Consider the following 16,755-nt stretch of genomic DNA (forward strand, 5'->3'; position numbering starts at 1 on the left):
ATGACTTATTTACTGTATAAATTAAAATTTCCAAATGGAATTCATGTTGGTGCAAACAGTTCTTTAGAATTGACAAGCACAACTGTAAGTTCAGATGTTTTTTATTCTGCTTTTTATGCTGAATATATTAGAATATTTGGCGAAAATGATAGAGAATTATTTCAATTAACAGAAAATGATGAATTTAAAATATCAGATTTATTGCCTTTTAAAGAAATGAAAACAGAAACAGTTTTTTATGTTCCAAAGCCATTTGTGAATGATATTGAAAGAAAACAAAGTAATGATGAAAATGAGCAAGTTGTAGATAGAAAAAAGGTGAAAAAATTAAGTTATATTCCTGCAAATAGATTAAAGGAATATTTTGAATTTTTGGAAACAGGAAAAAATTTTCCTGAAATAGATGATGATTTTGGAGAAAAGGAATTACATACTAAAAATAAGGTTTCAAGAATTGGAGAAGATACAGAACTTTATAATGTTGAAGTTTTTAGATTTAATAAAGATTCAGGACTTTATTTTATTGTGCAATTACCAGAGAAATGGCAGGAAAAATTTGAAAATGTATTGGAAAGTTTGTCGCTAGCAGGAATAGGTGGGAAAAAAAGTGCTGGATATGGACAATTTAGTATCACAGACGATGCTATGATATTTGATGGAGAATATTTTGATATAATTGAGTCGGAGGACGATAGATTTATAAATGAATCTTTATACAAGGAAAGTGAGAAATATTTACTGTTGTCGTCGTATTTGCCACAAAAAGATGAAATTGAAAAAATAAAAAATAAAGAAAATGGTTATCAATTAATAAAAAGAAGTGGATTTGTAAATAGTCCTAAATATAGTGAAAATCCACAAAAAAGAAAGCAAGTTTATATGATTTCTTCAGGAGCAGTATTGAATTTTAAACCAGCAGGAAGATTAGCAGATTTGAAATTGCATGGAAATCATAGCATTTACAGAATGGGAAAGCCGATAGCTATAGGAGTGACTTATGGGAAAGATAGTTAAATATAAAATGGAGATGGAAGTTTTGACGCCTGTGCATATTGCGGGAGCGAATTATAAGTCAAAATTGAATAAGACTGAATATATTTTTAATCCTAATACAAATGATTTAACAATAATAGATAATAACAAATTTGTTAATTTTTTGGTAGAGAAAAAAATTATAGACAAGTATTTGGATGAAATTAGAAAAAATAATAGATTAAATTTATATTCTTTTTTAACAAATAAAAGTGGTCTTTATGACAATAATAATTATGATAATAAAAATAAAAACGAAGCTCTGAAAAAAGATTTAAAAAATTTTACTAAAAAAAGTTACAAAAATTTGGATATAGAATTAAAAATTAAAGAAAATGAGAAAAAAGAAAATTTGAATAATATAACTTTATTAAATAAAAATGTAAAAGATGAAGTTTATATTCCTGGAAGTTCAATAAAAGGAGCTTTGGTAAATCTTTTGTTGGTTAGTTATATTATAAATAATCGAGATGAATTTGTTAATGAAATAAAACAGATAGAAAATGAAGTTGAGAATTTTGATAAAAAGAGAAATGAATTTGTTAGTAAAGAAAATATTACAGAAAAAGAAATCGAAATTTTCGATAAAAAAAATTCTAAATTTTTCCAAGGAAAAGTAAAAAATGTAATAAATAAAATACAAGAGAAAATATTATACGAAAATTGCTCAAATAAAAAAATTAAAAAATTTGGAATATCAGTATCAGATAGTTATGAAAATAAAAAGGATATAGATGTTAATTTTTATCAAGATATTGATGAAAAAATAAAAGATAAAAAGGAAAGTTACTTGCCAGTAGTCAGGGAATATATAGAACCTAAAAATATATTTGAATTTGACATTACTTTAGATTTTGAACTACTTTTAAGAACAAGACTTAAAATAAATGATTTTGATGATTTAATAAATGCTCTTGAAGAATCTACGGATTATCTGATAGAAAATACTTTGAAATTACCAGATGAATTGTGCTGTCAAAACTTAATATTGGGAGCAAATACAGGATTTCATCAAAAAACGATCGTTCATGCATTGTTTAAAGATAAAAGTGAAAGAACTCAAGTTGTTAAAATATTATTGCACAAGGGTGGAACAAATGCGATAAGATTACATTTGAATGATAAAGATTCTCCAAGAGTAATAAATAGAATTAGAAAAAATGGGAAACTTGAATTAGCAGGATTAGTTGAAATTAGGAAAATATCTGAAAAGGAAGTGGGAAAATAAGATGCTTGCAAAAATAGAAATGGAAATTGAGGGGAATGGGTTAGATGTGAATATGAGTTCGCTTTTTCATGGATATTTGATGAATAGTATTGATTCTGCTTATGCAGATTATTTGCACTATAATGAAACACATCCTTATACTTCGTGTATTTATAAAGATATGGAAAGCGGAAAAATATTTTGGAGAATAACGACCTTTAATAAAAATGCTTATGAGATGTTAATAAAATACTTTTTAGAGAATGATGTAAAAAATATTTATTTGGAAAAAAAAGGAATCGAGATAGTTGTAAAATCAATTTCTATGACAAAAACATCTTTTGATGAACTGTTTTTTAGTAATGAGAAAAAAAGTAAAATATATTTTTTAACTCCGACAACTCATAAATCAAATGGAGTATTACAAATATTTCCGAATATCTCGACATTACTTCTAGGAGTAATAAATAAAATAAATCAACATTCGGATACAATTAAGTTGGAAGATGAAAATGTGATAAATGAACTTTTGGAAAAAGTATATATTGATGAATATTATTTAAGAACGAGGTATTTCTTTTTGGAAAATATAAGAGTTAGAGGATTTATTGGAAATTTAAAGATAAAAATAAAAGGTAAAGATGAGATGCTTTATCAACTTTTGAATTTTTTGCTAAAAGTTTCTGAATATACAGGACTTGGAGTAAAAACAGCATTGGGAATGGGAGGAATAAAAATTGGATAATAATAACATTGATGAAAATAAAGAAAGAGTGCTTTTAACATTTGCAGGAAATACTGATCCGACAAGAGGTAATTATGATGGGCCTATGTTACATATTTGCCGTTATTTCAGACCTGAAAAAATATATTTAGTTTTAACTTCTGAAATGCAAAAAAGAAATGAGAATAGAATTTATGAAAAAGCTATAAAAGAAAGTTTGGAAGATTATAATCCAATATTTGAATATATTAATACAGATATTGATAATGCACATTTGTTTGATATATATTTTAACAAAATAAATGAAACATTTAATAAAATAAAACTAGAACATCCAAATGCGGAAGTTTTGGTAAATATAACATCAGGAACTGCTCAAATGATAAGTAATTTGGTAATGTATATTGTTGATGCTGTAAATATAAACATTGTTCCTATACAAGTAGCAACTCCTGAAGGAAGAGGAAATACTTCAAAAGTTGTAAACAATAGCTATGAAGTAAACGATGAGAAAGAAAATAATTTTGATAATATAGAAGAATTTAGAACTAATCGAATATTATTTCCTGATTTGAGACAATATTCAAGACTTTTGGTGAAAAATCAAATAAAAGAATTGTTAAAAAAATATGAATATTCAACATGTTTAGAACTGTTAAAAAGGGATATTTTTCAAGAAAATAGCAAATTAAATGGACTTCTTAATTTTGCAAATGATAGACGACATTTAAAAGGATTGAAATCAAATGGAAAATTAAAAAGTTTGAATGATAAAAAACTTGATAAATTTTATTATTATAATAAAAATGAAACAGTTGAAAATAAAGTAAAAGAATGGTACAAAATTGTGGATTATTTTTCACTTGCTAACATTAAGCAAAAATCTGGTGATATAGCAGGATATACAATAATGCTTGAACCTTTGATTGTAAATATTTATTTGTCAATTTTAAGAGATATTTTTGGGAAAAGATTATCAGATTTATTTTTAGAAAAAAGAAAAGAAGGGGAATTTAGTTATAAAACAGATATTTTAAAAATTAAAAATTATGTTGGATTAAAAGAAAAAATTGAACATGAATTAGGAATTTTAGAATTGAAAAATTCAACATTTGTATCAGATAGTGTGTTAATTGCTACGATTAAATACTTTATTGAAAAAAGTGAGTCTGAAACACTGGAAAAAATGGACTTAGAATATTTCTCAAATTTTAGTAAAACTTTGCATAAAATAAAAGAAGTTAGAAATATGATTGCTCATTCATTAAAAACTATTAATAGAGATGATTTTAACAGTGAAGCAAAAGTTGGAATAGATACTATAAATAGTAAAATAACTGATTTTTTTAACAAATGTTATACAAATCTTGGATATAAAGAAAATATGATATATGTTTATGATGAAATAAACGAAGCTATAAATGAAATTTTAGGAACAGAAAAGTAATTCTATTTTCTGTTTGAAAATGTATTTAATTATGAATTTTTTAAGGGATTAAGCCCCTTTATTATCAAAGAACATGAGGTAAATTAAAATGAGTAATGTGTATGTTTATGAACAAGGAGCAATGTTAAAATATAAAGAAAATCGGTTGATTATTAATTATTCAGAAAATGATTTTAAGTCGATACCAATTGAGAATATAGATAATATTGTGATTTTTGGTGCGATTCAAGTCAGTAAATGTCTGTTTATTCAAAAAATATAGATAATGCTAAGTCTATTGAAGAATTAATGGGAATAGAAGGACATTTGGCAAAAATGTATTATAAAGGTGTTAGCAATGTAATTGACAAGGAATATTCATTTTCCCAAAGAACTAAAAGACCGCCAAAAGATCCATTTAACTCTGTTTTGAGTTTTGGATATACACTTCTTCATTATGAAATATTTACAATTGCTGAATCTAAAGGATTAAATCCTTATGCAGGATTTTTACATTCTGATAGACATAAACATCCTGCATTGTGTTCTGATTTGATGGAAGAATGGAGACCAATGCTGGTAGATTCTTTGGCAATTGCTCTTTTAAATAATAATAAAATAAAAAAAGAAAATTTTGAATACAATGAAGAAAATGGTGGAGTATATTTAGACAAAGAAGGATGTAAAAAATTTATTGCTGAATTTGAAAAAAGATTAAGACAGGAAGTCGGATATGTCAAAGAAGTGTCATATAAAATGAGTTTTAGGCGAATAATAGAATATCAAATAATGCAATTAATAAAAGCAATAGAAGAAGATAATCCAAATTTATATAGTTCGATATTAATAAGGTGATGGTAAAATGGATGAATGGGATTTTTTAGATGAAGATTTTTGTCATGAATTTTTTGAAGATACCTTTACAGTTGTCGTAATTTATGATATTATAGACAACAAGAGAAGAGCTTTTCTTAAAAATCTTCTAAATTCTTATGGAAATAGAATACAAAGGTCTGCTTTTGAGTGTCTATTGACTAGAGAAAAATGTAAAACACTTTTAAAAGAAATAGAAAAATTTGCAGAAGAAGGAGATTTAATAAGAATTTACAGGCTTAATCAGAATGTAAAAAAAGTAATTTATGGCGAATTAAATGAAATTGAAAACGAAGATTATTATTTTTTTTAGCAATCGCCACGATACTTTAAAAATGGGGGTTAGAGTATATTTTTTATTGTTAAGGAAGAGAAATATAAAGATTTCTAAAATTCTCACGAAAATAATAAAATAATATATGATAAAATAAGGGTTTAATTTGGGGAGGATAAAAGAGAATTGAACTCCGAAAGGAGACGGAAACACTCATAACGAGTGTAATTATCATTATTGAATAGATATAAAAGAGAATTGAACTCCGAAAGGAGACGGAAACATTTTCTAGTCATTTCAATATTAGTATGCCCAATTACTGCTGATAAAAGAGAATTGAACTCCGAAAGGAGACAAAAATTAGAGAGTGTTTGTGTAATATACACGTAATATACACATTATAATTAAGAAAAGATACTCTGAGAGGAGACTAAAATTTTTTTAAGGCTTATTTTATATTGTCATAAATTTATTAAAAAGAAAATTTTGAAAGGGGATGGAATATAAAATGTTTTTTTGATTAATTGTAAAGAAAAGAGATGGGTTATATTCAGGATAAAATTATTTTAAGACTATAAAATTAATCAAATAAAAAAAGAACTATAAATATAACAATATAGTTCTTTTATAATTTTAGAAGCATCAAAGACTAAATCTCCAAAAATTCCCTCTCAAACTCCTCCTCCGTAAGCACCCGAACCCCCAGTTTTTCAGCCTTTTCCAGCTTACTTCCAGCCTTTTCCCCAGCAATTAGAAAATCTAGATTTTTTGAAACTGCTGACAGATAATTTCCGCCTTTAGAAAGGATGATGTCTTTTATGTCGTTTCGTTTGTATTTTTGGAGTTTTCCAGTTACAAGGAAATTTTTGCCTTTTATTGGGTTGTCGGCTATTTCTTTTAAATCGGATTCGTTAATGGCGAATTGTAAGCCGATGTTTTGTAAATCTGTGATGATTTTCCAGTTGTTTTCATTGTTTAAAAAGGTATTTACAGCGATTGCTACTTTATCGCCGATTCCTTTTACAGCTAGTAAATTTTCAATTGACTGGTTTTTTAGATTTTCAATATTTTTGAAATTTTTTGTCAAAAGGTTTGCATTAAATTTTCCAACAAAAGGAATTCCGAGTGCATAAAGGACTTTTGAAAAATCACGATTTTTGCTAGTTTCAATATTATTTATTAAGTTATCTACACTTTTTTGACCCATTTTTTCAAGATTTTCTAATTCTTCACGGTATTCCTTTAACGAATAAATATCAACTATTGTTTTTATTTTTCCTAATTCAATAAATTTCTCGACAATTTTATCGCCAAGTCCAGAAATATTCATTGCATCACGAGAAACAAAGTAGGCAATTTGGCGTTTAACTTTTTCTGGACAAAGTGGATTGTGACATTTTAAGGCGACAAGTCCCTCCTCATGTGCAAGTTCGCTGTTGCAGACAGGACAGTTTGCCGGTTCCTGGATTTCAATTTCTTCTCCAGTTCTGTCATTGAATACAACATTTACCACTTGCGGAATAATTTCAGCCGCTTTTTCTACAATAACATTATCACCAATTTTTATATCTTTTCTGCGAATTTCATCAAAATTATGCAAACTAGCCCTTTTTACAACAGAACCTGACAAGTTCACAGCTTCCAGTTCAGCAACAGGTGTAATTACTCCAGTCCGCCCAACTTGAAAAGTTACATCCATTAATTTTGTTTTTACTTGTTCAGCAGGAAATTTGTAGGCAATTGCCCATCGTGGGCTTTTAGTTGTATAGCCAAGTATTTCATATAGTGAAAAATTATTTACTTTTATAACAAGCCCATCTGTTTCATAATCAAGTTTTTTTCGTTCATCATGCCATTTATCAATAGCCTTTTCCAATTTTTTAAAATCAGTATATTTTTCAAATATTTTTGTTGTCTTAAATCCAAGTTTTTCAATGTATTCAATACTTTCCAGATGTGTTTTAATCCCGTAATTTTCAGCATTTACCAAATAATAAAGGTAGCAGTCAAGACCACGTTCTGCAACTATAGTCTTATCCAGCTGTCTTATCGTTCCTGAAGCTGCATTTCTTGGATTTGCAAAAACATCTTCCCCTTCATCTTCACGTTCCTGATTTATTCGATTAAAACTGGAAATTGGCAAAATAATTTCTCCACGTACTTCAAGTGAGATATTTTCTTTCAATTTTTTCGGAATAGTTGGAATTTCCCTGATATTTTCAGTAACATCTTCCCCGACTTGTCCATCTCCCCGAGTCACAGCTTGAACAAGCATCCCATTTTCATAAATCAAGCTTATGCTAAGCCCATCTAATTTTAATTCTAAAATATATTCTAATTCTTTAGAATTATTTTCAATATTTTCAGCCAAAATAATCTTTTTAACCCTTTTATTAAAATCCTCAATTTCAGAAATATTATAAGTGTTCGATAAACTAAGCATAGGCACTCTATGCCGCACTTTTGAAAATTTCTCGCTCGCAGTTCCTCCAATCTTTTCAGTAGGCGAATTTTCCCCATTTTTATTATATTCCAGCAATTCTGGATATTTTTGCTCAAGTTCCTTTAATTCACGTATTAAAAAATCATATTCCATATCGGAAATAATGGGATTGTCTTCATTGTAATAAAGATTGTTGTGGTATTCGATTTCATTTCTTAATTTTGTATATTTTTCTTGAATTTCAGAAAAATTATTATTTTTTTTATTTTCTATATTTTGATTTTCATTGTTTTCTTCTTGATTAAATAAATTCACGACTGCTCCTTTTGTTTAAAATTGTTTTGTAAATTATATCATTTTTTTTATGATAATAAAAGTTTTTGGGAGTAAATAAATTGGAGTATGAATTTAAAAATATTGATAAATTTTAAAATGAATAGATATAAAAATTTTAAATATTATAGAAGAAGTTGCTGAAGTGAGAAAGAAAATTATTGATAACTAAAAAAATTTTTAAAAGCTATTGACATACGTATAAAAAACACGTATAATAATAATGTAAGGAGGAATAATGTCAAGAACTAAACCTTACAGAAGTGTTGTTAAAGTTCTAAAAAAGAATGGATGGGAGTTGGATCATACGACTGGTTCGCATGAAATTTATATAAAAAATGGAAAGATATGTCCTTTAAAATGTACAAAAAAGGATATTCCTTCTGGAACTTTAACAAATATAGAGCGTATTACAGGGCTTAAATTTTAGCCTTGTAATATTTTTAGGAGGGTATCTTTATGAAAAGTAGATTATTATATCCGTGTATTGTAAAAAAGGAAGATGGGATTTTTTATGCCAATTTTTTAGATTTTGAGGGATGTTTTACTGATGGTGAAACTCTTGAAGAAGTTGTAATAAATGCAAAAGATGTTTTATCGGGAACATTATTTACGATGGCAAAACATAATATTCCGTTTCCAAGTTCTGAAAATAAAAAAATTGATTTAAAGGATGGTGAATTTTTAATATATATTGATGTTTGGATTTCTCCAATTTTAGAAAAGGCAAAAAATCAATCTATTAAAAAAACATTGACAATTCCTAAATGGTTAAATGATGAAGCTGAAAAACATTCATTGAATTTTTCTAATATATTGCAAACAGCATTAAAAGAAACATTAGGGTTATAAAATCCAAAAGATAAAAATGTTCAAAAATAAATTATTCAGAATTATATTGAATTTTTGGGCATTTTTTTTATTTTAAAATTATCTTTTTTATACTGTTATATTTTCTCAAAATGTGGTATGATATAAACAATTAAAACTGAAAAAATAAAAGGAGGAAATTGAAAAGAATATAAAATATGGAGAGAAGTAATAGTGAAATGATAGATGAAAATGTGAAAAATATAGATACAATTGAAAAAATTGATATTTTAGGGATGGATTTGGAAAGTTTGCAGGAAAAATTTATTGGGATTGGGCTGAAGAAGTTTAATGCCAGTCAGGTATTTGATTGGCTGCATAATAAATTGGTGTTTGATTTTGATGAATTTTCTAATATTTCAAAGAAAGACAGGGAGATTCTTAAAGAGAAATTTTATGTGGCAAAACTTGAGTTTAAGACACATCAGGTTTCAGAAGATGGGGATACTGAGAAATTTTTGTTTGAACTGAAGGATAAAAGGCTGATTGAAAGTGTGCTTATTTCCCATAAAAATCGGCATACGCTTTGTGTTTCATCGCAGATTGGGTGTCTTATTGGGTGCGACTTTTGTGCGACAGCGACAATGACTTATGAAAGAAATTTGTCAATTTCAGAGATTTTGCTGCAGTATTATTATGTTCAGAAGCATCTTATGAAACGTGGAGAAAAATTGGGAAATGTGGTTTATATGGGAATGGGAGAGCCATTTTTAAATTATGATGCGGTTCTTGGATCTATTAATATGTTAAATTCTCCAAAAGGGCAAAATTTTTCAAAGAGGAATTTTACAATTTCTACAAGTGGAATTGTAAACGGGATAAAAAGATTTACGGAAAGTGAAAATCAGATAAATCTGGCGATTTCGTTACATTCGGTAAGGGATGATGTGAGAAGTGAAATTATGCCGATTAATAAAAGATGGGGAGTGAAGCAGTTAAAGGAGGCGCTTTTAGATTATCAAAAGAAAACTAAGAATCGGATTACGTTTGAGTATATCTTGATTGATAACTTGAACTGTGAGCCTGAGGATGCGAGAGAATTGGCTGGATTTTTAAATTCGTTCTCGTGCCTTGTTAATTTGATTCCGTATAATCCTGTTGGAGGAAAGCCGTATAAAACTCCTTCAAAACAAAAACAAAGGGAATTTTATAAATTATTAAAAGATAAAAATGTTAATGTAACATTGCGTGAAACTAAAGGGCAAGATATTGCGGCGGCTTGTGGACAGCTGAAGGCAAAAAAACAGATGGATTCTTCTCAAAATGTTTAGGTAAATTGAGAAAAGGATGTTAGAGCAATTTAGTTGAAGATTTTTGAAAAAATAAAAAAATTTAAATAAATATTGTAGCAGTTACGAAAAGAGGTAGTAATGAAAAAGAATAATAAAAAAGTAAAAGTGGAAAAACCTAGGAAAAAATTCAGTTTACTCTCGTTTTTTTTCAAAGTTTTTTTATTTCTGTTTGTGATTGGAATTGGAGCTGGAGCATATTTGGTGTATACAGTGAGCAAGGAAACGCCTGTTGATTTGATAGATGGTTATGCTCCTGTGTCGCCTTCGGTAATTTATGATATAAATGGAAATCAAATTGATACAATAATGGTTCAAAATCGTGCGCCGATAGGGATAGGAGAGATTCCTCCCCATGTTCAAAATGCATTTTTGGCGATAGAAGATAGAAAGTTTAGAACACATCATGGATTTGATTTTATCAGAACAGCAAAAGCGGCTTTTTTAACACTTACAGGAAGACGGATTGAAGGTGGAAGTACAATTACGCAGCAGCTTGCGAAAAATGCCTTTTTATCGCCTGAACAAACGATAACAAGAAAAATTAAGGAAGCAATTTTGGCGGTGGAAATTGAAAGAAAATATACGAAAGATGAAATTCTGGAAAATTATTTGAATACGATTTATTTTGGGCAGGGAGCTTATGGGATAAAAAATGCTGCAATAAAATATTTTAATAAGCAGCCAAAACAGTTGACTATTGCACAAGCGGCTATTTTAGCCAGTCTTCCAAAGTCGCCGACAAAATATTCAAAGATAGAAAATGCGTTGGGAAGAGAAAGACTTGTTCTTAGTCAAATGAAAAATTATGGATTTATAACAGATGAAGAGTATAATGAAGCGATTAATGAAAAAATTAAATTTGTAAACGGAAATATAAAAAGCCGTAATGAAGAAGAACAAATTTCAACTTCAAATGTTGCGCCTGAATTTACGACAGTTGTTTTAAGTGAAGTAAGAAAAATATTGAAAATACCTGAAGAAGATCAAAAATTCTTATTTGATGGTTACAAAATTTATGCAACAGTTGATTTGGATTTACAAAGAGCAGCTTATACGGCATTTAATAATAACTATAACTTAAAAAGCCGTGCAGATTTAAATGGCGCTTTATTTTCAATTGATCCAAGCAATGGATTTGTAAAAGCGATGGTTGGGGGGAAAAATTATAAAAAAGGGAACTTTAACCGTGCAATGAGTTCGTTAAGACAGCCTGGATCGTCATTTAAGCCAGTAGTTTATCTTGCTGCATTGCAAAAGAAAATGGCGATGAATAGTGTTATGGAAGATTCTCCAGTAAAAATTGGAAACTGGAGCCCGAAAAACTATGATGGAGTCTACAGGGACAGCATGACACTTGCTAAAGCTCTGGAAATTTCAAATAATGTAATACCAGTAAAATTATTGCAATATGTGGGAATTGATGCTGCTGAAAAGGTTTGGCGCAATGCTGGAATTGTCGGTGGAGATTTTCCTAAAAACTACACATTGGCACTTGGTTCGATTTCCACAAGACCAGTGGATATGGCAATGTTTTATGCGGCGCTTGCAAATGGAGGATATCAGGTACAGCCTCAATATATTTATAAAATTGAAAATAAATATGGTGAAGTTATTTATGAAGCTAAACCTAAAATGAAGAAAGTATATGATTCAAAAGATGTGGCAATATTAACTTATATGCTTGAAAATGCCGTAAATTATGGAACTGGTCAGCCAGCTAAAGTATTTAAAGATGGTAAATTGATTCCAATGGCTGGAAAAACAGGAACAACTTCAGATTATGTTTCAGCTTGGTTTACAGGATATACGCCAACTCTTGCGACAGTAGTTTATGTTGGAAATGATGACAATAAGTCAATGGGGCCTGGAATGACAGGAGGAGCTGCAGCTGCGCCAATCTGGAAGAATTATATGCAGGCGGTAGTTGATTTACCAAATTACAATGTTGGAGTTTTTGAGTTTATAGATGATTATATTATGAGAAAAGATTTGACAACAAGAGATATTGACTTACAAATTGGACTTCTTGACAGAGATGGTGTAAATAAACGAACAGCATTGTTTAAGGCGGGAACAGAGCCAATTGAATATGAAGGAAAATTTAGAAGAGGAGTTACTTTTTAAAAAAATAAATTTTCTTTAAAGTTATTAAGGAATTTAAATATAATAAAAAATATGATTTCAAATACAAATTAATGTACGAGAAATCATATTTTTTTAAATAAATTTAGCTTACGACATAAATAGTAATTTAACTATAAATAGTGCTCCTAAAATGATCATTACCCAAGAAACAGGTCTTCTGTCTTCTTTTTTTGAAAATAAATTGTAAAATAAATTTATTAATACGTAGGATAAAATTCCTAATGTTAATCCGTCTCCGATGCTATAAGTTAAAGCCATTGTAGTGATTGTGATAAATGATGGAACACCTTCCAAGACATCATGCAAATCTATGTTTTTAACTGAACTTAGCATTAAATAACCAACGTAAATTAAGGCTGGAGCTGTGGCACATCCTGGTATTGAAATAAATATTGGTGAGAAAAACATTGATATTAGGAATAAAACTCCTGTTGTGATGGCTGTCCATCCAGTTCTTCCGCCTGCGATAACTCCTGTTGAACTTTCCACATAAGTTGTAACTGTTGAAACTCCAAGTGCTGCGCCAGCTGTAGTTGCTATTGCATCTGCCATTAGGGCACGTCCTACATTTGGTACATTTCCGTTTTCATCTAGCATATCTGCTTTTGAGCATACTCCTACTAATGTTCCAACAGTATCAAAAAAGTCTACAAATAGGAATGTACAAATTATGACAAATAAATTTCCAAACATTTTAAAATCTGTAAATAATGAAAAGTCCAATTTTCCCATAACAGGCATCATTGACTCATATTTAAAAATACCGGATGGTAAATAAATGCCCAATTCCTTTGCATGTGCAGGATTTAAAAGAGCATATCCCCAAGCTAGCAAAGAACTTAAAACAATTCCATAAAGAATTGAACCACGTACATTTTTTTTATCTAAAATAGATATTAAAATTAGTCCGATGAATGAAATTATAACGGCTGGAGAAAAATGTCCCATGCTTACTTTTGTAGATTCATTCAAAACAACAAGTCCGCTTCCTGAAAATCCTACAAATGCGATAAATACTCCAATTCCACCAGTAACAGCATGCTTCATATTTTCTGGAATAGAATTTACCACAGCTTCACGTATTTTAAAAAGTGTCAAAACAATAAATATAATACCTTCACAAAATACGGCAGTTAAGGCAGTTTGCCAGCTAATTCCGCCCTTTAATACAACTGTAAATGCAAAGAATGCATTTAATCCCATACCAGAAGCAAGAGCAAAAGGCAAGTTTGCAATAAGTCCCATAAGAAAACATCCTAGTGCGGCTGAAAAGCAAGTTGCTGTAACTAATGCACCTGCATTCATTCCAGTTTTTGATAAAATATTTGGATTTACGGCGATTATGTATGCCATTGTAAGAAATGTTGTAATTCCTGCCATAATTTCCTTTTTCATATTGACATTTTCATTTGTTAAAAGCGGGAAAAGTCGTTTAAGTCCGCTTGTTTCATGAATATTAGATGTACTCATCTTGATTAATCAACTCCATTTCTATTTTTATTTATTTTTTATTTTAATAAGGGGTTTTGCCCCCTTTTTACAATGTTTATTTTGTTTTAGTTTAATCGTTTAATCTTCTTCGTTTTCTTTGTTTTTCATTTTTTCTTCTTCCAATTTTTCCTTGTCAAATGTCATAACAACTTTCTCGATTTTTTTATTTCTTACTCTTTGAGGCTTGAATATAACGCCATTAATTGTAATTGGTTCGATATTTTCATTATCTTCTGGAATATATCCCAGATTTTCAATCAAAATACCGCTTAAGGTATCATAATATTTAGATTCAAGTTCAAAGTGAAAGTTGTCATTTAAGTTATATAATGAAACATCACCATTGACTAGATATTTATTTTTTGAAATTTGATGAATTGACAAGTCTTCGTCATCAAATTCATCATCAATATTTCCCATAACTTCCTCAATTAAGTCTTCAAGTGTTACAATTCCTGAGAATCCGCCATATTCATCAATTAATATTGTAATATGTTTTTTTTCAAGCTGCATTTCATTAAAAAGTTCATTTACATTTTTTGTTTCAGGAACAAAGTATGCCTCTTGAACCAAGTCAGATATTTTTATATTGTCGAATCCTTTTTTATAGGCTTCTATCATCAAATCTTTAGCCATCAGAATTCCAATAATATTATCTGCTTCATTTTCATAAACTGGAATACGTGAATATTTTTCAATTTCCTTATTTTCAAAAAGTTCATGAATTGAAATATTTTTGTCAATTAAAAATACTTTTGTTCTTGGAATCATTATTTCCCGTGCAATCTTTTCATCAAATTCAATGATATTTTCAATCATTTCCTGTTCAGTTTCATTAATAACTCCATGTTCCTTCCCAACTTCCACAAGTGAACGCAGTTCCTCCTTTGAAACTTTCTCTTCAATATTATCTTCTCTCATTCTCAAAATTGTAAGTACCAAATTTGTAGAAAATGTTAAAAATTTTACAAAAGGAGAGAATATTGTTGAAATAAAGACAATAACTCCAACTGATGATAAAGCTATATTTTCTGAATTTCTAAGTGCAATTCTTTTTGGAATCAATTCTCCAAAGACAAGTGTAACATAAGATAATATAAAAGTTATCAAAATCATTGAAATCTGGCTGCTATATGGAATTTTCAAAGGTTTTAGAGCCTCTGAAAGAAATTGTGAAAGTCCAGTTGCCGCTGATGCTGATGCAAAGAAACTAGCCAGAGTAATTCCAACTTGAATAGTAGATAAAAATTTACTTGGCTCTTTTAGTAGATTATCAAGCAAAATTGCCTTTTTATTTCCATCTTCAATTAATATTTTTAATTTATTTTTATTTAACGAAACAATCGCCATTTCCGCACTGGAAAAGAAAGCGTTAATTCCCGTTAAAATTATTATTATTACAATTTGTAATAATAAACTGCCCTCAGACATTTATTTTTCCTCCTAATTTTTTTAAACTTATGAATATTATAACATATTTTTAAAAAATTTAAAAATTGATTTTAGAATTAAAATAAATAAAAAACCTATTTTAAATTTAAAAAACTCAAAATAGGTCGATCAATTTATTAATTTCTATAAATTATTTTTTGTCTGCCTTTTGTTCCAGTCTTTTATAAACCTCAATAAATTCCTTTGCCAATTCCTTAAATAAAATCGCTGTCATCAAATGATCTTGAGAATGAACCATAATTAAGCCAACATTAAGTTTTTCTCCCCCGGCTTCCCTAACAATAAGATCTGTCTGCAATTCATGAGCCTTTAGCATTTCCTCAGTTGACTGTCTCATAAGTTCCTGTGCTTCATCAAATTTTCCTTCTTTTGCGGCATTCATAGCATGATAAGCTAGACTTTTAGTTTCCCCAGCATGTCCAATCAGTGTCATAGCAATCATCTCAGTATCCAAAACTTCTTCAGCCATAGTAATTCCTCCCATTTTTTATTTTTTGTATTTATCAAAATTCTATATTAGAAATCTCTTTTAATATTGTTATAACACACGTTTTTCACTATGTCAATTTTTAATAATGAAAAAATTATCAAAGATATTATCTTTGCAAAAAAAATAAAAATAATAGTAATAATTTTCTTGATAAAAGTTGACTTCTTAAGTTTTAATGGTATACTATAAATGTAAAAGTTAAGTTTACTGATTAGCAAGGTAATAAATTATAAATAATAAAAAATTTGGGAGAGAAGAAGGGATGATTAAAATGAAAAAAATCTTATTATGTTGTGCAGCAGGGATGTCTACGAGTCTATTAATAAACAAAATGAAGTCGGAAGCTGAAAAAAGAGGAATTGAAGTTAAAATTTGGGCAGAGCCGCTTGATAGAGCAAAAGAAGAATTTGCAAAAGCTGATGTAGTCTTATTAGGGCCACAAGTTAAATATGCTTTGACAGAAGCTAAAAAAATTGCTGAAGAAAATAATATTAATATTGATGTAATTAATATGGTTGACTATGGAATGATGAATGGGGCAAAAGTATTAGATCAAGCATTAAAATTACTTTAGTATAATTTTTTTCTTTTAGATTAATTTAAAGTTTGCAACAAATCATGTCATATTTATGTTTTTATTGATTTAATAAATACTGATTAATGATTAATCAAATTTATGATTAAATTAATAAAATATATTTTA

At 28.6% G+C, this 16,755-nt stretch carries 16 protein-coding genes; 12 read left to right on the plus strand and 4 right to left on the minus strand.

Annotated features, from left to right (window positions below; all coding sequences use genetic code 11):
* The 7 genes from csm4 to cas2 all read left to right on the plus strand — a co-directional run bounded on the left by csm4 (position 1) and on the right by cas2 (position 5,575).
* A complete protein-coding gene (gene csm4, locus FVE74_RS04300; protein ID WP_147003387.1) occupies positions 1-1,014 on the plus strand; it encodes a type III-A CRISPR-associated RAMP protein Csm4 in 1,014 nt (337 codons plus the stop codon).
* Entirely contained in the window at positions 998-2,260 is a 1,263-nt protein-coding gene (locus FVE74_RS04305) for an RAMP superfamily CRISPR-associated protein (protein WP_147003388.1), read from the plus strand. Before csm4 ends, FVE74_RS04305 begins: the two co-directional genes overlap by 17 nt.
* On the plus strand, positions 2,220-2,984 hold the full coding sequence (gene cas6, locus FVE74_RS04310) for a CRISPR system precrRNA processing endoribonuclease RAMP protein Cas6 (protein WP_232054065.1): 765 nt from the start codon (positions 2,220-2,222) through the stop codon (positions 2,982-2,984). The genes FVE74_RS04305 and cas6 overlap by 41 nt, the downstream gene beginning before the upstream one ends.
* On the plus strand, positions 2,977-4,410 hold the full coding sequence (csm6, locus tag FVE74_RS04315) for a type III-A CRISPR-associated CARF protein Csm6 (protein WP_232054066.1): 1,434 nt from the start codon (positions 2,977-2,979) through the stop codon (positions 4,408-4,410). Before cas6 ends, csm6 begins: the two co-directional genes overlap by 8 nt.
* A gap of 88 nt (positions 4,411-4,498) precedes the next feature.
* Positions 4,499-4,672: a CRISPR-associated endonuclease Cas1 gene (locus FVE74_RS11875; RefSeq protein ID WP_232054067.1), complete on the plus strand. Its 174-nt coding sequence runs from the start codon at positions 4,499-4,501 to the stop codon at positions 4,670-4,672.
* 26 nt (positions 4,673-4,698) lie between these two features.
* A complete protein-coding gene (gene cas1, locus FVE74_RS04320; RefSeq protein WP_232054069.1) occupies positions 4,699-5,244 on the plus strand; it encodes a CRISPR-associated endonuclease Cas1 in 546 nt (181 codons plus the stop codon).
* Between the two features lie 7 nt (positions 5,245-5,251).
* A complete protein-coding gene (gene cas2 / locus FVE74_RS04325) occupies positions 5,252-5,575 on the plus strand; it encodes a CRISPR-associated endonuclease Cas2 (RefSeq protein WP_147003389.1) in 324 nt (107 codons plus the stop codon).
* 610 nt (positions 5,576-6,185) lie between these two features.
* Here the strand turns inward: cas2 and ligA are convergent.
* Entirely contained in the window at positions 6,186-8,294 is a 2,109-nt protein-coding gene (gene ligA / locus FVE74_RS04330) for an NAD-dependent DNA ligase LigA (protein WP_147003390.1), read from the minus strand.
* Positions 8,295-8,550: 256 nt separating this feature from the next.
* Between ligA and FVE74_RS04335 the strand changes: the two genes are divergently transcribed.
* The 4 genes from FVE74_RS04335 (at position 8,551) to FVE74_RS04350 (ending at position 12,598) form a co-directional block, all read left to right on the plus strand.
* Positions 8,551-8,742 (plus strand): type II toxin-antitoxin system HicA family toxin, encoded by a 192-nt coding sequence (locus FVE74_RS04335; RefSeq protein ID WP_147003391.1) that lies wholly within the window; start codon positions 8,551-8,553, stop codon positions 8,740-8,742.
* 29 nt (positions 8,743-8,771) lie between these two features.
* The gene (locus FVE74_RS04340; RefSeq protein WP_147003392.1) at positions 8,772-9,164 is read left to right on the plus strand and encodes a type II toxin-antitoxin system HicB family antitoxin; all 393 of its coding nucleotides are present in this window, start codon (positions 8,772-8,774) and stop codon (positions 9,162-9,164) included.
* Between the two features lie 176 nt (positions 9,165-9,340).
* The gene (gene rlmN, locus FVE74_RS04345) at positions 9,341-10,453 is read left to right on the plus strand and encodes a 23S rRNA (adenine(2503)-C(2))-methyltransferase RlmN (RefSeq protein WP_147003393.1); all 1,113 of its coding nucleotides are present in this window, start codon (positions 9,341-9,343) and stop codon (positions 10,451-10,453) included.
* 99 nt (positions 10,454-10,552) lie between these two features.
* On the plus strand, positions 10,553-12,598 hold the full coding sequence (locus FVE74_RS04350; RefSeq protein ID WP_147003394.1) for a transglycosylase domain-containing protein: 2,046 nt from the start codon (positions 10,553-10,555) through the stop codon (positions 12,596-12,598).
* 108 nt (positions 12,599-12,706) lie between these two features.
* Here the strand turns inward: FVE74_RS04350 and FVE74_RS04355 are convergent, their stop codons facing one another.
* The 3 genes from FVE74_RS04355 to FVE74_RS04365 all read right to left on the minus strand — a co-directional run bounded on the left by FVE74_RS04355 (position 12,707) and on the right by FVE74_RS04365 (position 16,031).
* Positions 12,707-14,089, minus strand: a complete 1,383-nt coding sequence (locus tag FVE74_RS04355) for an NCS2 family permease (RefSeq protein WP_147003395.1) — start codon at positions 14,087-14,089, stop codon at positions 12,707-12,709.
* Positions 14,090-14,188: 99 nt separating this feature from the next.
* The gene (locus FVE74_RS04360) at positions 14,189-15,541 is read right to left on the minus strand and encodes a hemolysin family protein (RefSeq protein ID WP_147003396.1); all 1,353 of its coding nucleotides are present in this window, start codon (positions 15,539-15,541) and stop codon (positions 14,189-14,191) included.
* 151 nt (positions 15,542-15,692) lie between these two features.
* Positions 15,693-16,031: a PTS lactose/cellobiose transporter subunit IIA gene (locus tag FVE74_RS04365; RefSeq protein WP_147003397.1), complete on the minus strand. Its 339-nt coding sequence runs from the start codon at positions 16,029-16,031 to the stop codon at positions 15,693-15,695.
* A gap of 292 nt (positions 16,032-16,323) precedes the next feature.
* Here FVE74_RS04365 and FVE74_RS04370 point away from each other — a divergent pair, with 292 nt between their 5' ends.
* Entirely contained in the window at positions 16,324-16,626 is a 303-nt protein-coding gene (locus tag FVE74_RS04370) for a PTS sugar transporter subunit IIB (RefSeq protein ID WP_147004560.1), read from the plus strand.
* Positions 16,627-16,755: the final 129 nt, after the last annotated feature.

This window comes from Leptotrichia wadei (assembly GCF_007990445.1).
Lineage (GTDB): Bacteria > Fusobacteriota > Fusobacteriia > Fusobacteriales > Leptotrichiaceae > Leptotrichia > Leptotrichia wadei_A.